26 protein-coding genes and 1 tRNA gene are annotated in these 15851 nt (G+C 35.7%); 11 read left to right on the forward strand and 16 right to left on the reverse strand.

Going from position 1 to position 15851, the window contains the following annotated elements:
• From F9U64_RS01305 to F9U64_RS01350, 10 genes are all read right to left on the reverse strand, one after another.
• Window positions 1-792 (reverse strand): phage replisome organizer N-terminal domain-containing protein (locus tag F9U64_RS01305; protein ID WP_153401408.1); only part of this gene is annotated, 792 nt, incomplete at its 3' end.
• 56 nt (window positions 793-848) lie between these two features.
• Window positions 849-1649, reverse strand: coding sequence for a recombinase RecT (locus F9U64_RS01310; protein WP_153400969.1), 801 nt, complete (start codon window positions 1647-1649; stop codon window positions 849-851).
• Window position 1650: 1 nt separating this feature from the next.
• Complete coding sequence (locus F9U64_RS01315) at window positions 1651-2583, reverse strand: YqaJ viral recombinase family nuclease (protein ID WP_153400970.1); 933 nt, start codon at window positions 2581-2583, stop codon at window positions 1651-1653.
• Window positions 2584-2674: 91 nt separating this feature from the next.
• The gene (locus tag F9U64_RS01320) at window positions 2675-2884 is read right to left on the reverse strand and encodes a hypothetical protein (RefSeq protein WP_153400971.1); all 210 of its coding nucleotides are present in this window, start codon (window positions 2882-2884) and stop codon (window positions 2675-2677) included.
• The gene (locus F9U64_RS01325) at window positions 2877-3014 is read right to left on the reverse strand and encodes a hypothetical protein (protein ID WP_153400972.1); all 138 of its coding nucleotides are present in this window, start codon (window positions 3012-3014) and stop codon (window positions 2877-2879) included. Before F9U64_RS01325 ends, F9U64_RS01320 begins: the two co-directional genes overlap by 8 nt.
• Entirely contained in the window at window positions 2986-3153 is a 168-nt protein-coding gene (gene sinI / locus F9U64_RS01330; RefSeq protein WP_228275543.1) for a DNA-binding anti-repressor SinI, read from the reverse strand. Before sinI ends, F9U64_RS01325 begins: the two co-directional genes overlap by 29 nt.
• A gap of 272 nt (window positions 3154-3425) precedes the next feature.
• Window positions 3426-3710 carry a helix-turn-helix domain-containing protein gene (locus tag F9U64_RS01335; protein WP_153400973.1) on the reverse strand — a complete coding sequence of 95 codons (285 nt, stop codon included), beginning with the start codon at window positions 3708-3710 and terminating at the stop codon, window positions 3426-3428.
• 111 nt (window positions 3711-3821) lie between these two features.
• Window positions 3822-4076, reverse strand: a complete 255-nt coding sequence (locus F9U64_RS01340; RefSeq protein WP_153400974.1) for a helix-turn-helix domain-containing protein — start codon at window positions 4074-4076, stop codon at window positions 3822-3824.
• On the reverse strand, window positions 4077-4853 hold the full coding sequence (locus tag F9U64_RS01345; protein ID WP_153400975.1) for a BRO-N domain-containing protein: 777 nt from the start codon (window positions 4851-4853) through the stop codon (window positions 4077-4079).
• A gap of 17 nt (window positions 4854-4870) precedes the next feature.
• Complete coding sequence (locus F9U64_RS01350; protein WP_153400976.1) at window positions 4871-5101, reverse strand: helix-turn-helix transcriptional regulator; 231 nt, start codon at window positions 5099-5101, stop codon at window positions 4871-4873.
• Window positions 5102-5260: 159 nt separating this feature from the next.
• Here F9U64_RS01350 and F9U64_RS01355 point away from each other — a divergent pair, with 159 nt between their 5' ends.
• The 7 genes from F9U64_RS01355 (at window position 5261) to F9U64_RS01385 (ending at window position 9767) form a co-directional block, all read left to right on the forward strand.
• Window positions 5261-5587: a helix-turn-helix domain-containing protein gene (locus F9U64_RS01355; protein ID WP_153400977.1), complete on the forward strand. Its 327-nt coding sequence runs from the start codon at window positions 5261-5263 to the stop codon at window positions 5585-5587.
• A gap of 70 nt (window positions 5588-5657) precedes the next feature.
• Complete coding sequence (locus F9U64_RS01360; RefSeq protein ID WP_194287245.1) at window positions 5658-6263, forward strand: ImmA/IrrE family metallo-endopeptidase; 606 nt, start codon at window positions 5658-5660, stop codon at window positions 6261-6263.
• Entirely contained in the window at window positions 6263-6601 is a 339-nt protein-coding gene (locus F9U64_RS01365; RefSeq protein WP_153400979.1) for a hypothetical protein, read from the forward strand. The genes F9U64_RS01360 and F9U64_RS01365 overlap by 1 nt, the downstream gene beginning before the upstream one ends.
• 16 nt (window positions 6602-6617) lie before the next feature.
• A complete protein-coding gene (locus tag F9U64_RS01370; protein ID WP_153400980.1) occupies window positions 6618-7766 on the forward strand; it encodes an SAP domain-containing protein in 1149 nt (382 codons plus the stop codon).
• Window positions 7767-7798: 32 nt separating this feature from the next.
• Entirely contained in the window at window positions 7799-8227 is a 429-nt protein-coding gene (locus tag F9U64_RS01375) for a stress protein (RefSeq protein WP_153400981.1), read from the forward strand.
• 39 nt (window positions 8228-8266) lie between these two features.
• The gene (locus tag F9U64_RS01380; RefSeq protein WP_153400982.1) at window positions 8267-8476 is read left to right on the forward strand and encodes a hypothetical protein; all 210 of its coding nucleotides are present in this window, start codon (window positions 8267-8269) and stop codon (window positions 8474-8476) included.
• A gap of 46 nt (window positions 8477-8522) precedes the next feature.
• The gene (locus tag F9U64_RS01385; RefSeq protein WP_194287246.1) at window positions 8523-9767 is read left to right on the forward strand and encodes a site-specific integrase; all 1245 of its coding nucleotides are present in this window, start codon (window positions 8523-8525) and stop codon (window positions 9765-9767) included.
• A 115-nt stretch (window positions 9768-9882) separates the two neighbouring features.
• Here the strand turns inward: F9U64_RS01385 and F9U64_RS01390 are convergent.
• Together F9U64_RS01390 and F9U64_RS01395 are read right to left on the reverse strand one after the other, a co-directional pair.
• Window positions 9883-9955, reverse strand: a tRNA-Val gene (locus F9U64_RS01390).
• A 211-nt stretch (window positions 9956-10166) separates the two neighbouring features.
• Window positions 10167-10841 carry a general stress protein gene (locus F9U64_RS01395; RefSeq protein WP_153400984.1) on the reverse strand — a complete coding sequence of 225 codons (675 nt, stop codon included), beginning with the start codon at window positions 10839-10841 and terminating at the stop codon, window positions 10167-10169.
• Between the two features lie 443 nt (window positions 10842-11284).
• Between F9U64_RS01395 and F9U64_RS01400 the strand changes: the two genes are divergently transcribed.
• Window positions 11285-11851, forward strand: a complete 567-nt coding sequence (locus tag F9U64_RS01400; protein ID WP_228275569.1) for a cell wall hydrolase — start codon at window positions 11285-11287, stop codon at window positions 11849-11851.
• 61 nt (window positions 11852-11912) lie between these two features.
• Here F9U64_RS01400 and F9U64_RS01405 read toward each other — a convergent pair whose 3' ends face one another.
• Window positions 11913-12590, reverse strand: a complete 678-nt coding sequence (locus F9U64_RS01405; protein WP_153400986.1) for a DUF3298 and DUF4163 domain-containing protein — start codon at window positions 12588-12590, stop codon at window positions 11913-11915.
• A 113-nt stretch (window positions 12591-12703) separates the two neighbouring features.
• Between F9U64_RS01405 and F9U64_RS01410 the strand changes: the two genes are divergently transcribed.
• The 3 genes from F9U64_RS01410 (at window position 12704) to F9U64_RS01420 (ending at window position 14642) form a co-directional block, all read left to right on the forward strand.
• On the forward strand, window positions 12704-13429 hold the full coding sequence (locus tag F9U64_RS01410; RefSeq protein WP_153400987.1) for an alpha/beta hydrolase: 726 nt from the start codon (window positions 12704-12706) through the stop codon (window positions 13427-13429).
• A gap of 3 nt (window positions 13430-13432) precedes the next feature.
• Window positions 13433-13855: a GNAT family N-acetyltransferase gene (locus F9U64_RS01415; protein WP_153400988.1), complete on the forward strand. Its 423-nt coding sequence runs from the start codon at window positions 13433-13435 to the stop codon at window positions 13853-13855.
• A gap of 106 nt (window positions 13856-13961) precedes the next feature.
• The gene (locus tag F9U64_RS01420; protein ID WP_153400989.1) at window positions 13962-14642 is read left to right on the forward strand and encodes a YetF domain-containing protein; all 681 of its coding nucleotides are present in this window, start codon (window positions 13962-13964) and stop codon (window positions 14640-14642) included.
• A 28-nt stretch (window positions 14643-14670) separates the two neighbouring features.
• Here F9U64_RS01420 and F9U64_RS01425 read toward each other — a convergent pair whose 3' ends face one another.
• The 3 genes from F9U64_RS01425 to F9U64_RS01435 all read right to left on the reverse strand — a co-directional run bounded on the left by F9U64_RS01425 (window position 14671) and on the right by F9U64_RS01435 (window position 15732).
• Window positions 14671-14952, reverse strand: coding sequence for a hypothetical protein (locus F9U64_RS01425; RefSeq protein WP_153400990.1), 282 nt, complete (start codon window positions 14950-14952; stop codon window positions 14671-14673).
• A gap of 73 nt (window positions 14953-15025) precedes the next feature.
• Window positions 15026-15262: a hypothetical protein gene (locus F9U64_RS01430; protein ID WP_153400991.1), complete on the reverse strand. Its 237-nt coding sequence runs from the start codon at window positions 15260-15262 to the stop codon at window positions 15026-15028.
• 77 nt (window positions 15263-15339) lie between these two features.
• Window positions 15340-15732 (reverse strand): CotO family spore coat protein, encoded by a 393-nt coding sequence (locus F9U64_RS01435; RefSeq protein WP_194287247.1) that lies wholly within the window; start codon window positions 15730-15732, stop codon window positions 15340-15342.
• Between the last annotated feature and the right edge of the window lie 119 nt (window positions 15733-15851).

A 15851-nucleotide genomic window follows, 5' to 3' on the forward strand; every position in this document is an offset into this window, starting at 1 on the left:
GCCATAGATTGCATTGTTACCATTCCCCTTATCTTTTTTGAAGTTATTTACCGGATCTGCTTCATCAACGAATTTCCGGACATCTTTATCTCTCATTAAATCTGCAAAAGTATATCTTTGCTTGAACCAATGGCTGTCACTCTTGAATACATGAGCATAATTCTCAATAGCTTTTTTCAAATCATCGAATGAATAATCTTTTAATCTGGCATTAGCAGCAGATCTCATAGATTTAGTTAATTTCTTATGAGAGACAATATCGAAAGATAAATAGTGATCGTACAGATCACGAACAGGATCTTTATTTATTTCTTTTTCTTTATCTAGTTCTTCTTCTAGTTCTAGTTCTTCTTCTGTTGCGTTACGTAACGTTACAGTATCGTTACTTTCTGTGTTAGTGCCTAACTTCTTACGTTCACGATGTTTGGCAACCCTTTGTCTGGTCTGCTCTCGAATCCTTTCTAGCCCTTCAATATTTTGATATTTCTCCCACTTACTTATCGCTATAAAGTGGTTTTCATCTATCTCGATCATGCCGAACTTCCGGAAGATATCTAATGCCATTCTTACGACCCCAATCGGTCTATCAAATACTGTTGCAAGCATTTCATCGGTATAAGGAATGCTCTCCGATAAATAGATATAACCACTCGCATTAACCTTCCCTGCTTGCGATAGCAACTTAACCCAAATAATTAGAATGGTGTCGGCTTCCGGCATCTTTTCAATAAGTCTTATTTTTTCATCTTCAAACATTTGAGTGCTTAGCTTTATCCATTTAACATCACCCATTCGTTATACCTCCATTTTCTTAATTACTGCTGTTTATCTTCATTACAGAAGGAGCATTATGCCCCTTCACCTTCTGTTTGTTCTTCGTCCACTTCACTAAACTCTCCATCTATAATGTCTGATTCGTCTACATCAACATTATCGGATTCTAAAACATCGTTCTCGTCATTTATGACAGCTTTTTGCATATCAATCGATAAAATACCCCATTTGTTTAACATGTTTCTTATAACGGTCTTTTTAGCCATTGCATCCCAATCATTTTTCCAGCCAAAATCTGACTTACTAAATCGTTTTTTATGCTTCTCGACTTCTTCTTTTGACCAATAAACAGTTTTTCTAAATCCGTTAATTAGTTCGAAATAACCTGTGTAACCAATAACTTTGTCTGATTTTCTATCTTCAAAGTCCAACTCAATTTCTTCAGTAAGCCTGTTCCACTTCTTTAACTCACCTTCATATACCTCGATGACATTAATATTCCGATATTGGCCTGTCCGTAATGCTAGCTGGATGTATCCTTTGTAACCAAGTTGAAATTGCGCTTTACCACCATATGGAACGATCCATGCATAACCAAGATTTTTATCTACAGGTAAATCCAAAGTTGCAGCAATCATTGCACTTGAAATGACGCTCATAGGCTCTGATTTCTGCAGCATCTTTTCACTGTTATATAAGCTAAGAATAGATGCAGTGAATTGATTTGCTCGTTTACCTAAAACTTCTTCAAAGCGTTTCATTACAGCCGGTGAGCTAAGCAACCCCTTCATTGTGGTGCCCTGTGCATTCCCTACTTGATTACCACTATTGTTTTTATTAGATATCTGATTTTTAAGAGTGCTATTAGTAGCCAAATTAAGCCATCTCCTTTACGTTAAATTTCCTGAATGATATTTCTTTCGCAACCTTCTGATACACTTCTGGGAAGTGCTCCTTTAACTTTTTAGAATCCACTCTTTGTTGTTTAATAGGTTTCCAGTTCACTTGGTAGTTTTTCACGATTCCTGTTTCAGCTTCCTTCAATTCATACTTCAACTCATTTTCGATTTGCTTCTTCTGTTCAGTTAGTTCTTTAATAGATGAATTCAATTCGTTAAGGTGGTTGATTTTGTTCGCATAATCAAATGCAAGATCAATCGTTTTACCTTCTTCTGATTCTTCATAGCGCTTTTTCAAATATTCTTCTGCAGCACTCGACCCATCTAGTGGTGGAGCAACATTCTTTTTAACATGCTCTGTCCAGAAGTGAATCTCTGCATCAAATATCATTTTGATTAATTCATCATCACGTTCGATTTCTTTCCACACAAAGCGCTGACCGCCAATTAAGACAGCTATATACGCCTTTTTATATCCTGTTACACCAAGATAATGTTGTACCTGGACTAAGTAAGAATCCGGTATCTCGTCACCTTCCCAATCCTTTGCTAGATAGGCACTGGCAGTCTTGCATTCTAGTAATGCATCTTCACCTACTACTTTTCGATCTATGTTAGCCATAATAAATTGGTGTTTTTGGTGTTGCATCATAAAGTTGTGTTTTCTGACCTTCTTACCACTTCTAATCTCAAATTCTTTTGCAACCAAATCTTCTAATTGATTTCCGAAATAAGCTGCTTCTGCCTGTTCATCGTCAACTAATGATTGTCCAGTTTTCTCAAGAAACAATTCAAATGGTGTTTTATATTTGTTTAATCCAAGGACTGTTGCCGCATCACTACCACCAATCCCTTTTGTTCGTTCTTGAAGCCATTCTTGATGTGACATATCGACTGTGCTCTTAGCCATTATTATTAACCTCCTTGTTCTACAAGGAACTTCATGTTATAATTAACTAATCTCATGTAAGAAGTTCCTTGCGTCTGTTTAGGCGCATTTTTTATTGCGCTAATTTTCTTTCTGCACCGATTGTTTTTAAAATTTGTACCTCTCCATACCCCAGCTGATCTTCCAACCAAAATTCTTCGTTAAATTCAAATATCACATCACCAACAAACACCTCATTACCATTTGCATCATTTCCAAAATGCTGCTGTTCTGTTAAAAAACCATGTTGTTCCATTCGTTCAATTACTGGATGATTACGCATGTTGTGATTCCTCCATTCTTTCTCTCCGAAGCACGTGATAACGAAGGTATTTTAAATTGCAAGCATCAAACAATAAATCAATCTTTTTAAAACTATCTGCTTTACTCCATACGCTTGCTTTGACAATCATCAGCTTGTCCTCCCTCGATAAATTGTTTTACTTGCTCTATGGTTACACCCTTATCTCTTGCTAGTTTCATCAGCTGTAACCACTCGTCTAAATCAACATATTCTTTCAATTTCTCGCTCCTTTCTGATGCTAGCTGCATCTTAGTACATACGAACGTTTAAGGCTGGCTAAACCTTGTATGTTGGTAGGAGGAATCCGTTCGTATGCACTAAGACAAGGCTAGCGTTTAGCCTGTGTCTGTGATATAATGAAGTTAGATAATTACATTGTTGAAGCGCCTACTGCAATAGGTGCTTTTTTATTGGTTTAAAAACGATATAATCATGTAAAAATATCCGGCTAGTGCTAAAACAACAAATGCATGATTAAGGTACTTACCATCTTTTTTCTGCTGCATATTTTTAATCCCTCCTAAGCTATTAATCTTAAAACTGGTGATAGTAAGCCTACTAAACCAGGTACACTTGTAATTGCGTCAGTAATAATCTGAGTGCTATACATAAAATTTATTAACTGATCTTGTCCATCTGTCGTTTTTACCCATCGGAATAAATCTGCAGCAGCAATCGTATATGTCCCTGTTTCAAATTTTGAAACAGTCGTGCGATCCATCCCCATTTTCATGGCAAGTTCTTTCTGTGTTAATTTAGCTTTTAATCTCATTTCTTTAAGAAGATCCCTAATTTCAAATTCCACCTTCTACCCTCCTTTGTGCTGTATCGTCACGTTGCGTGATGTATTATCACATCATCTATCTTTATTTCTATCTATTTGCTATAGTTTAATTGCGCCCCACCAAGAATACGGTTAAGGCTGTAAAACTCTTATTTTTCCGTATTCTTGGTGTACTGTTTCTTTTTCCAACTGCCCATTGATGTAGATTTCTGGTTGAGATCGTTTCTCTACCCATTGATCAACTAAATCTTTTCTGAACATCCATTTCCTGCGCCCGGGAAATCGTAATACTGGTAAGTTTTCTTGATGTACATACTTGCGAAGTGTGTCTGGATGGACTCCAATATATTCAGCAGTTTCTTTTGTTGTCATGTGTGGGGTTTTCAATTACATCACCTCTTCGAATTTGAAATCTTTAATATCGACTCTGAATTGGATAGCCATTTCTTTAACAACTTGGATGTAGATTTCAATCAATCGCTTTTCTTCTGCGATGACATCTAACTTATTGATCTTTGCTACATAACTTTTTGTCATTCCTTGAGTGACAGCATTCTTTTTTCGGTTTTCTAATCTTAAATTCAACTTGCAAGCTGCACGCTGTTCAAATCGTTCATACGCTAGATTTTTTACACTGCGATACGGTTCGACACCAGACCATTTGTCAGCGATTTTTCTCAAGATCACATTTGTTTTCTTTCGCCAGTCAACGTTACTAAGAGAAATGATGTTTGAAACATTATCGATTTTGTTATTCAATTCTTTTATTTCTCGTTCTTGTTTCACAAATTGATCAGCATACATAAGCATTAGTTCAGCTTGCGATTTAGGTTGTTCCATTTGATATGAACCAGTTTTTCGGATTGATGGTATTACTTCGATAGCTAACCAATCTTGAAACTTTTCTGCTAGTTCGTTAGAAGCTTTGAAAGCTAGTTTGTAAACAAGTGGTTCTGGTATAAAATCACCTTTCCCAAGATGTTGGGAAAGATATTTTTCTAAATATCTGTTAACTGTTTCCCAACGAATATATTGCTTATGGTTTTTCGTTTGAATAAACCCTAATGATCTAGCGACTTGTTCGGCATCGAATAACGCTTGACCATTTTCTAACTTTGCTGAAACTCTAAATAAATCATTTTCAAATACTTTTAATTGATTCATTTGATTACCTCCTTAAATTAAATTGCTCGCCTTTCATTGGACGATTCGTCCAAGTTTCGATTAAAAAAAAGTTCGTCTACTGTGTGTTCCAAAATATCTGCAATTCTTTTTGCTAAGTTAATACCAGGCGCACGTTTTCCTTGTTCAATTTTGTAGTAATAAGATGCTGATATACCAATCTTTCTTGCAAGTTTTTCAACATCCTTATATCCTTTTTTAATTCTGATGTTTCTTAGGTTGTGGCGCATTTTCCCACCTCCTTCTGGACGATTTGTCTTGTTAATTAGTAATATACAGGACATTTTGTCCAAAGTCAATACTTTATTGCCCGTTTTGTCCAAAAATATTTTATTATTGGACAATTAGTGTAAAATAATAGTATCCAATCCTATTTGGGGGAATATTATATGAGTTTTAATAAACGTTTATCTACATTGCGTAAAAAGCATAAGCATAGTAGAGACGACCTAGCCTCTAAATTAGGGGTATCATATTCAACGATAGCGAAATATGAAACTGGATCAAGGGAACCAGATTTTAAAACCCTTGAGAAAATATCGCAGATATATGATGTAACAATTGATTATTTATTAGGGAGAACAGATAATCCTGTTGGTGAGAGAGAAGAGACTATCAATAGAGCTTTCCACGACTTTGACAACATCACTGATAAAGAGAAAGAATATTTAGAAGAGCAGTTAAGATTGTTTCGTAAGTTAAATGAAGAAGAATAATAAAGAAGCCTTTTTGGCTCTTTTTTATAAACCTTATACAAACATACATTCTACAACTTGGGGGGTTAATATGTTTACTGGCTACAAAAAAACAGATTTAGAAATCTGGTTAGAACAGCTCTACTTAGACAATAATCTTTCCTCACCCGGCGATTTAACAATAGAAAATATCTCAAGAAAATTGAATGTGAAAGTTGAATATTTGCCCGGTGCCAAAGAAAATGTCTTATGGAATGAAAGGAAAATAATGATTTTCTTAAATCCAGAAAAACCAGAAACCGAAATACGAGAATTATTTTTTCATGAGCTATGCCATCCTTTAAGGCATCATGGAGATCAAGTGAAGTCTGTAAGTAGTTTTCGGTATCTCCAAGAAAACCAAGCTAATCAATTTGTTCTATATGCAGCCATGCCTTTCTTTATGATTGAACAGCTAGAATTACCCCAAGATAAAACACAGTGTACTCACCTTTTAGCAACTACATTTAATGTTACTGAAGCACTTGCTAAAAAGAGAGTGGAGCAAATCAACCGAAGAATCCTACAAACCAACATAGACAATGAATTTATCAGACAACAAAATAATTATAAAAAAAGTAATGATCCAAGTAATTGGTCACATGAAACAAAGGTCATTATGAAACAATTATATAGCCAATTAAAAAGGGTGCGATAATGAATAAGATGAAATTATATTGCGATTATGTAGATAATCAAAGATCCCCTATATGGTTAGTTATGGAACAATTTAAATGGACAAGCAGTGTTATATATATACCTATTAATAGTTATGAAACCGATGATATTACTAACTTCCATTGTAATGAGCTAAGTGCAACCGTACTGCTTAGTGATTTAGTTGTAAGTGAAGAATATCCGGATCAGATAGGTATTAACTTAAATAGGATTGAGCAAAGAATAAACAATAGTGGATTAGTAAAGGAGGATGTCACAAAGTTATATATTAGAATTGTTGATATTAATGAGGTTATTGATGTAGAAAAATTAAATTAAATGGGAGTTGAGACATGTGAAGTTTCTGGATTTATTCTTTAAACGTAAAGTAAGCAATAATCAAAAATCAATTCAGACGAACAATACTTTTCATCCAGAAAAACTTACTAATAATGATAATATAAAATCGGATGCGAATTTAGAAATGAATAATGCAAGAGAAGAAATGGATACAAACCCTATATACTTAGAAAAATTAGATAATGGTTTATTACCTGGAGAAATTATACTTCTAAATTGGATTGATGGTGCAACTGCAAACATCAGCTTCCCGAAATATTTTTCATACCAGTATGGAATAAATCCAGATAAATCAAAGCTGAGACTTTTAGAACAAAATTTAATTAAAGAATCTACGCCATTTGAAACTCTTCCATCAATTAAAGTAACTGAATTAAAAGATATATTAAAATCAAAAGATCTGAAAGTATCTGGAAGAAAAGATGATCTTATCAAAAGAATTGAAGAAAACTTCAATATAAATGAGTTGGAGCCTTTAATTAAAGATTTCTTCTATAAATGTACAGAGCAAGGAAATAGAATTATAGAACAATATAACTTTATCATTAATGCTCACAAGAGGGGTAAAGGCGCTTACAACGTTGCTAATTCAATTGGATTTATAAGTCAATTAAAAGAGGGTGAAATCCCTACAAACTCACAGATTTCATGGAAACTTAATAACGATTCATATGAAAAAAATAGAAGAGAAAAGAACTTTGGATTGATGAGAAACGATATCCTCAGTATAGCAGAGCAACTAAGAGATGATGAAAATTATCATCAATCCATAACGAATTATATTAGAGTTTTCATTAATGACTTGAGTGGATTAGGCAACCAAGAATACCTGGAACCACCCAGTTCATTATTTCTAGCTCCTGGTATAGTGAATCCTATAATAGACATGTTAAAAGAAGTTGATGATAATATTGAAGAATTATTCGAATATGCTTGGGAAATAACCAAAGAAGAATTGCCTTTTCACTACTTTAATGAAAAAGTATGCTATCAGCTTTTATTAGATGCAATAAATGCTGATAATGTAATGGATATTGAAGATAAAGTTCAAGACAAAGCCGAGAAAGTTATTGAAAAGTACGATAAATCTACTTTTGAAAATAAATTCAAAGGAGTTAAATACCCTATTACCCTTGATTTATAAGTATTAATAAACTATTTAATGAGGTGACGTAAATGAATAAATTTCTTATGATATTTTCGGTATTGATTTTAAGTATATTAGTAGCATGTGATAATGATAGCACTAGTGGTAATGATACCATTACTGTTGAGGAAGTTATTACAGCTTTTCAAGATGCTGGATTAGAAGCTGAAAATGCAACAGAAATGACAAAAGATGATTACGGTATGGCTCCAATGAAAGATGATGAAGCAAAAAGATTCTTAACTCCTTCTATTGGAGAGGGTGCTGGTGGAAGAATTCTCTCATATAGTAATCAAGACGATTTAGAAGAAATGAAAGCATATTATGACGATCTAGGGAGAGAAAGCGCGATGTTTTTCTCATGGACTATTGCGCACAAAAATATATTAGTCCAGATTAATGGAGACCTACCAGAGGAAGAATACAACAAATATAAAGAGGCATTAGAAGCATTATAAGCGCACATTGTTGCGCTTTGTTAATAGGAGGATTTTATTATGGTGAAAGGATATGTGAGATATAGAGGAAATGACAAATGGCAATTAGAAGTAGATTTCGGATCATATGTAGATCTGAAGACTGATGAACAGAAACGCCATAAAAAATACAAACTAATTCAGGCAAAAGGAATACGGGAAGCAGAAAAAGCCTTAAGTAAATTTGTAGCCGAGGTTACAGACAATGGGGAGTCCACTGCAGTTCAATAACAATATAGCGCACATTCCGTGCGCTTTTTTGATAGGGGGAATCAACATGGCAAAAGGACACATGAGAGATAGAGGTAATGGAAAGTGGCAGCTGGAAGTAGACTTAGGATCATATGTGGATCCGAAGACAAGTAAAAAGAAACGACACAAACAATACAGAACGATCAAAGCCAAAGGTCCTCGAGATGCACAAAAAGCTTTAACAAAGTTCGTGGCCGAAGTTACAGATGATGCGTATTATGAGCCAGAGAAAATGAATTTTGTGGACTTTATCAATAAAGAATGGCTGCCTAAGTGTGGCCGAAAGAGATTAGCCAGCACCACATTAGAAAATTATGTATTGTATTTAGAAACTCGCATTCTACCAGCATTTCAATTTTTGCGTATGGATCAGATCAAGCCTAAACATATTATTGATTTCCTTCACAATTTAGAAGATGAAGGCATGAGAAGAGACAAATATAAGGACGAAAAAAGGCAAGAAGAAAATAAGAAGAAAAAGTTGTCCAGTAGCACGATCTTTTATCATTATCGTATTTTAAATAATGTATTTAACTTTGCTCAAGAGATCCAACTAATCAAAGATAATCCTGTAAAACACGTGAAGAAACCAAAAGTAGAACATAAACAGTTAGAGGTATATGAGATTGATGAGGTAATCCACCTATTGGAATGTTTAGAGAAAGAAACCAAAGTACCACATTGGCAGATCATTGTTAAGCTGGCCATAACTACTGGTATGAGGCGATCTGAATTATTTGGGTTAGAGTTTAAGCATTTTGATCACGAAAAGAAATTGGTCCATATTAGACAAGCATTGACCTATACCAAAGTAGATGGATACCAGGTATATGATATTAAAAAAGGCAGCCAGTCTGCAAAACAACGTGATGTGGTTATTTCCGAAGCATTATTAGCCGAAGTCAAGAAGTTAGAATTACAGCGCAAAAAAGAAAGACTTGCTGCTAAAGAATTATGGAGAGACGGAAAACATAACTTTATTCTTGCCGACATGAACGGCAAACCATTTAATCCAGAATCATTAAAGAATTGGTGGGAACGTTTTATTAAACGGCATGATTTAAAATATATCAAAATTCATGCTTTGAGACACACGTCGGCAACTTTATTAATCAATGATGGTGTTCATGCTAAAATCATGGCAGAACGACTAGGACACGCTAATATAAAAACGACCATGAATATCTATGCGCATGCTCTCCGACAGGCGGATGAAATTGCTTCTCAAAAATTAGATGATGCCCTAAATAGAAAGAACAAAAATGGTTAAAATTGAATATGTATGAAGAATTGGTCGGCTAAATGTCGGCATTTTTTCTTTTCACAAAAAAATAGCGACTCTCGAAATTAATCAAGAATCGCTATGTATCAATGGTTGAAGCTTATGATTCCGACTGGTCTCGAACCAGCGACCTCCACCCTGTCAAGGTGGCGCTCTCCCAGCTGAGCTACGGAATCACGATGCAATATTTTGTTATTGATAATTATTAATATAATAACAAACTACTGTTCTGTCAATCAATTTTTTAATGAGAAAAGCAGAAGTTTATTTATCTTCTGGCTTAGGCAAGGAATCTTCCGTGCCTTATTGTTCAACAGGCTATTACCAACTGAACCATAAAAAAAGCCCCGCATCTATAAAAGAAACGGGGCTTCTTTGTTCTTTCTATTACCAGCCTCTGCGCTTATTATTGTTAACATCGTCTTTGTCTTCAAAAACTGCCATATCAGGTTCACGTGAATCAATGTTTCTATCAACTGCCGCATTACGGCCACGTGTTTCAGTTACTCCGCCATTTTTACGTCTCTCCATAACTACATCATTTGGATATAAGTGTGTGTTTTCAGTTCTGTTGTTAGTAAATGTTCTATAAACATCGTTTTGATTTCCTGTTGTTTCTACAAGTACAAGAATATATCCATCTTTAAGATACTGTTCATATTCTTTCGCATGTTCTTTCGGAATTCCTGCACCAACTAGTGCACCAACGAGTCCACCGCCAACAAGCCCAGTAATCGTTGCTGCAAGTGGTCCTGCTGCTACAGCTGGTCCAATTCCCGGAATTGCAAACAAACCTGCTTCAGCAACTAATGCTGCTAAACCACCAAGAACACCGCCTGTTCCTGCACCAATTCCCAGGCCTTTGCCAGCGTTTTTACCTCTTTCGCTGCTGTCAGCTTTCACGTCTGCACCTGTCCGGTCTTTAATATCTTTTACCTCATCTTTATCTTTCGCACTGATCGTTAAGTGGTCATGACCGTATCCAAGTGTTTGTAATTCTTTTACTGCGCTAACTGCGTCTGCTTCCTTTCGAAATACTCCACCAATAATTTCTTTTGCCATCTTGTCATCAACCTCCTTAAATATTGTTCTATTATTCCATACCCGCTTCCAAACAATATCAATCATCTCGCATAATTAATTCTATAATTTTCCATGCCATACCTGACATATTCCTGTTCTTTTCTTCCCTTTCACTTAAAGCGATTTAGTATTTAGTTGGTTTAGCGAAGTTATGTTATCCGGAAAGAGCGTATAATTTATCAATTTCTTTATTTACAACAAGTTAACAATTGTCATAATAGAGGAAATTTCTCCTTCAAAATCCATAAAATTAACTTGAATACTCTACAGGAAAAAAATACATTCCCTTCATCTATCTAGCATTCTCTCTATTGGTAAATACAACCTGCTGATAGATTATGTTACAACTGCTAATCTAGATATCAGATAGTAGATTCATACATAGGAGGGAACAACACATGTCTAAAAATTTTCGTATTACAATGCTTACCGTAATTGCATCCGCTTGCTTTTTCGTGATGCCAACCATTTCAAATGCTTACACAGTAAAAAGCGGGGATTCCTTATGGAAAATTGCCCGTCAAAACGGTGTATCAGTTTTGAGTTTGCAAAACGCGAATAACCGTTCCAGTTCCATTATTTACCCAGGAGAAAATTTATTAATTCCTCATGCTGTTTCCGCATCTGATAAACAGCTGATGGCAAAGCTTGTTCATGCGGAGGCAAAAGGTGAGCCATATGCGGGGAAAGTGGCAGTAGCTACTGTCATTTTAAATCGTGTGGATCATAAAGACTTCCCGAATTCTGTTGCAGGAGTTATTTACGAAACATATGAGAATGGTGCTTATTATGCCTTCAGCCCTGTGAAAGATGGTGCCATAAATCAGCCTGCAGATGCAGAATCAATGAGAGCAGTTAATGAAGCCATTGCTTTTCGCGGCCAGGGACAAGGCTCAATTTTCTTCTATAATCCAGATACAGCTGTAAACAAATGGATTACAAACAGACAAGTAACCATTAAAATCGGCAATCATGTATTTGCAAAATAACAAAACTTATCAGGATGCTTTGCATCTGTGATAAAGTAAAGAAAAAGCCTGGTCAAGAGGATCAGGCTTTTTCGTATATTTCTTTTGGTATGCTAATTTCCTGATTACCGGAAACATATGGCGCAATTTCATATTGCTGAAACACTAACACAATTCCGTCATCAGAAAAATAAAAGGCGGTATCCTTCGTTAATTGAATATCCTCTTTCTTCAGATCAGGATAGAAAATATCCGGCCGTTCGATCGCATATTCCCATACATAATTCTGAACCTTCTTTATTTGCTCTTCTGTTGTTAAAACATCGGTTAAATAAACCCGCTTCCCCTCTTCTGCATCATAATTAAATGACTGTACAACCGTATTGCCATGGGCTCCGCCGCTAAACATATAATCACTTGTTAAAATACTTAAGCGAGGTTGTTTATTATACTTCACTTCATATGTGGTGAGAAATTCACCTTCAAAGCCGTATTTCTCAGCCTGCTTCTGGACATCCTTTGCTGCTTTGTATGCTTCTTTAATATACTTATCAAAATCACGGTTAATCTTCTCTTGCAGCTTTATATTTTCCATATCACTCACTTGCGGATACTTTAAATTTTCATTATCTTTATATAGATGCTCGGTAACCGTTGCTGTCTGTCTGGCAGCTTCTGCTGCTAATCCTAAGCCAGAAGCACTGACGGTAAGGACTACAAGCACTGTCAACATCATTGCACACACTTTTTTCCAAAACATTGGCTTCACATCCTTTTTGTTTTTATGATGTGCTTGCGGTCTGTTTTCATGCATGGTTATTGGAGAAAATGTTAAGATAGTGCTATGAGTATTGTTAGTGGGAGGTTTGTTTGATGGGTCGTAAGGGGAAAATGGGTGATTTCGTCATTAACAGTGATTATCTGGATGAAGAGATTACGGTGAAATGGTATCTGCCTGAAGGATTTACTCCGATGAGGGATTACCGGATCTGTTATATGCAGGATGGGGATGATTATTTCCGAATGGGGAGGATTGCCACATTAAGTGACAGGTTACATACGGAAATGGAGATAGAACCGACGATTTTTGTTGGCATTCATTATAATGACAAGTTCGATCGGATGAAAAAATACCATCCAGATGGGGAAAAACAGGAAGCATATATTACTTTTTTTATCAGAGAAGTTGTGCCAAAAGTAGAGGATGCGTTAAGTATTATGCCGATAGAACGTGCTTTGATGGGTGATTCGCTTGCTGGGACATTGGCCTTTATGATAGCAACAATGTATCCAAGTACAATAGGAAAAGTCATTATGCAATCACCATTTGTTAATTCTACTGTCATGGAACGGGTAAAGGATACAGCACATTTGAAAGAAATAGAAGTATATCACTCGATCGGTCTGGAAGAAACGAGTGTACACACAACTGATGGCAAGGTATCTGATTTTCTCACACCAAACAGGGAACTGAATGCTCAGCTTGATGGGAAGTTACAGGCCTATCATTATGTTGAGTTTGACGGTGAGCATACTTGGAAATATTGGCAGCAGCATCTTGAAGGAATCTTGAAGCAAATGTTTAGTGAGGAGTATTAAAAAATGGATATAAAAATCGTGGAAAATGAACAAATGTTACAGGATGCTTATTCTGTAAGATATACCGTATTTGTTGATGAACAGAATGTACCTGAAGAATTGGAAATTGATGAACTGGAATCAGAAGCCATTCATTTTGTTGGTTATATTGGGGACAAGCCAGTTGCGGCCAGCAGAATGCGATTTGTTGAGGGATATGGGAAAATGGAGCGTATTTGTATTCTTCATGAATATAGAGGCAGAAACTTTGGAAAAGAGCTGCTGATCTATATGGAAAAAGTTGCGAAGGAAAAAGGAATGGATAAATCAAAACTTAATGGTCAGACACAAGCAGAAAGCTTTTACAAGAAGCTTGGATATGAAACAGTTTCAGGGGAATTTATGGATGCAGGAATTCCTCATGTAACAATGACTAAAGCCCTTTAACAGCATGCCGGATACTACTGAGTGTCCGGCATTCTTTTTTAATAATGCATAATTCCTCCCTTTTTGTGAAAGATATAATGATTTACAACAAAGGTGGGGATCTTACATGCAATTTGGCTCTATTTTCGTTGAAACACTGTTCGGGTTTGTCACATTATTTGTTCTCGCAAAAACGTTGGGGAAAACTCAGATAAAACAATTAACTGCCTTTGATTTTATTTCTGCACTTATTTTAGGGGAATTAGTTGGTAATGCCCTTTATGATAAAGAAGTCGGTATACCTGACATTGCTTTTGCTGTCCTATTATGGGGAGTATTATTATTTATAACAGAAATGATCACACAAAAAGTAAAGAAATCGAGGTCTCTTTTAGAAGGAAGTCCTTCCATTATTATTCACCATGGGAAGTTACAGCGGGAAGTTATGAAAAAAGGGAAGCTTGATATGAATCAGCTGCTTCACTTATTAAGATCGAAGGATGTATTTTCCGTACAGGAAGTTGAATATGCAATCTTAGAAACAGATGGGACAGTTTCAGTACTTAAGAAATCAGATTATCAGACACCAAAAAAGCAGGATTTCGACCTTCCCGCAGAAAAGGTTGTGTTGCCATTTATGGTTATAAATGATGGTGAAATCATTCAGGATAACCTAACGGAAATGGGGTTTGATGAAAACTGGCTGCAAAAGGAATTAAGGAAGCAGAAAATAAATTCTGTTAAAGAAGTATTCTATGGCGAATATGATAAAAACAATGGGTTATATATTCAGAAGCAGGCAAAATAATAAGACAGCTATGGTGCTAGCTGTCTTATTATGCTTCAGCAACAAACTCTCGACCTTTTCCTGTTACCTGGGCATATATTTTTTCATTTTTAATACTGCTTGAAGAGATATAGCTGCTGGATTGTTTCCCGAAGACTTCAGGACTTTCATATTTCTGACCTGTTTTTTCTTTTAATTTTTCGCTTTCATAATCCATATTGAATTGAATCGGGTATAGTTCCTCAATCGGAAATGGGTCACGTTCAGTTTTAGTGACACGATTATGATATTGCTGATATTGAAAATTATCGACTGGCAGAATGTATCCCATACGATAGCCTCCCCCTTATTCCTTTGTTTACCTATACCCACTAATCCGTTTTCAAAACCTGTTTTTTACCTTTTTAGATCCAGGAAAATGGTCTTCTGTCGTCATCATGATCTTTTTTATCGTCATCATTTTCTTCTGCGATATCTTCAACCTCTTCATGATGTTCTTTTTCTTCCGCTTCTCCCAATGTTTCTCCTCGCCTAGGTCCAAAAAAAGGATCCGGACGATGGTGATGCGATGGTTCAATTCGTACATTGTCTGCTTTGATGACAAGATCTTTCACATAAATAACTTTCTTCTTTTCTGACATCAATAATGCCTCCTTCAATCTAAATTATTTGCCGATATATCCTATGCATTTATCACGACAGGTTGTTACATATCACGTTAAAAACCTGCTATATTAATTGCCTGTATCTGTTTTAAAGGTACCGATACTTCCTCTGCTTTACTTGCTGTTCTGATGGAAACCATGTCATTTTGATAGCGCTGGATAAAGCCATAATATTTCTTTCTTTCTGTGATAATTTCACAGCGAACACGAGGCAGGTGCATTGGCATTGCTGCAAAATGTTCTACTTTTTCCAAGATCGTCATTTCTTTAAATTTCTTTTTGTTTGAGCTGCCCTCACTCACTGTTTCTTTTTGCTTTGGTGCTTCTTTTCGTTTTGTTTTTTTATTTGTTTGAAATATTGTTTGCATTTTGCTTGCAGGTTCAGAAAGAGTCGGTTGATGCAAATACAATTTTGGCGATTGTTTACTTTTTCTAGTGGAACTCATCATACATTCCTCCTGTTGCACATTTGTTATATTTCATGTTATGACAAACGCCTAATTCTGTGCATATGGATTGGTTTTTTTATTTAATAATTGTGTCATTCGTCTATACATCTATTGGA

Source organism: Gracilibacillus oryzae, assembly GCF_009498735.1.
GTDB lineage: Bacteria > Bacillota > Bacilli > Bacillales > Amphibacillaceae > Gracilibacillus > Gracilibacillus oryzae.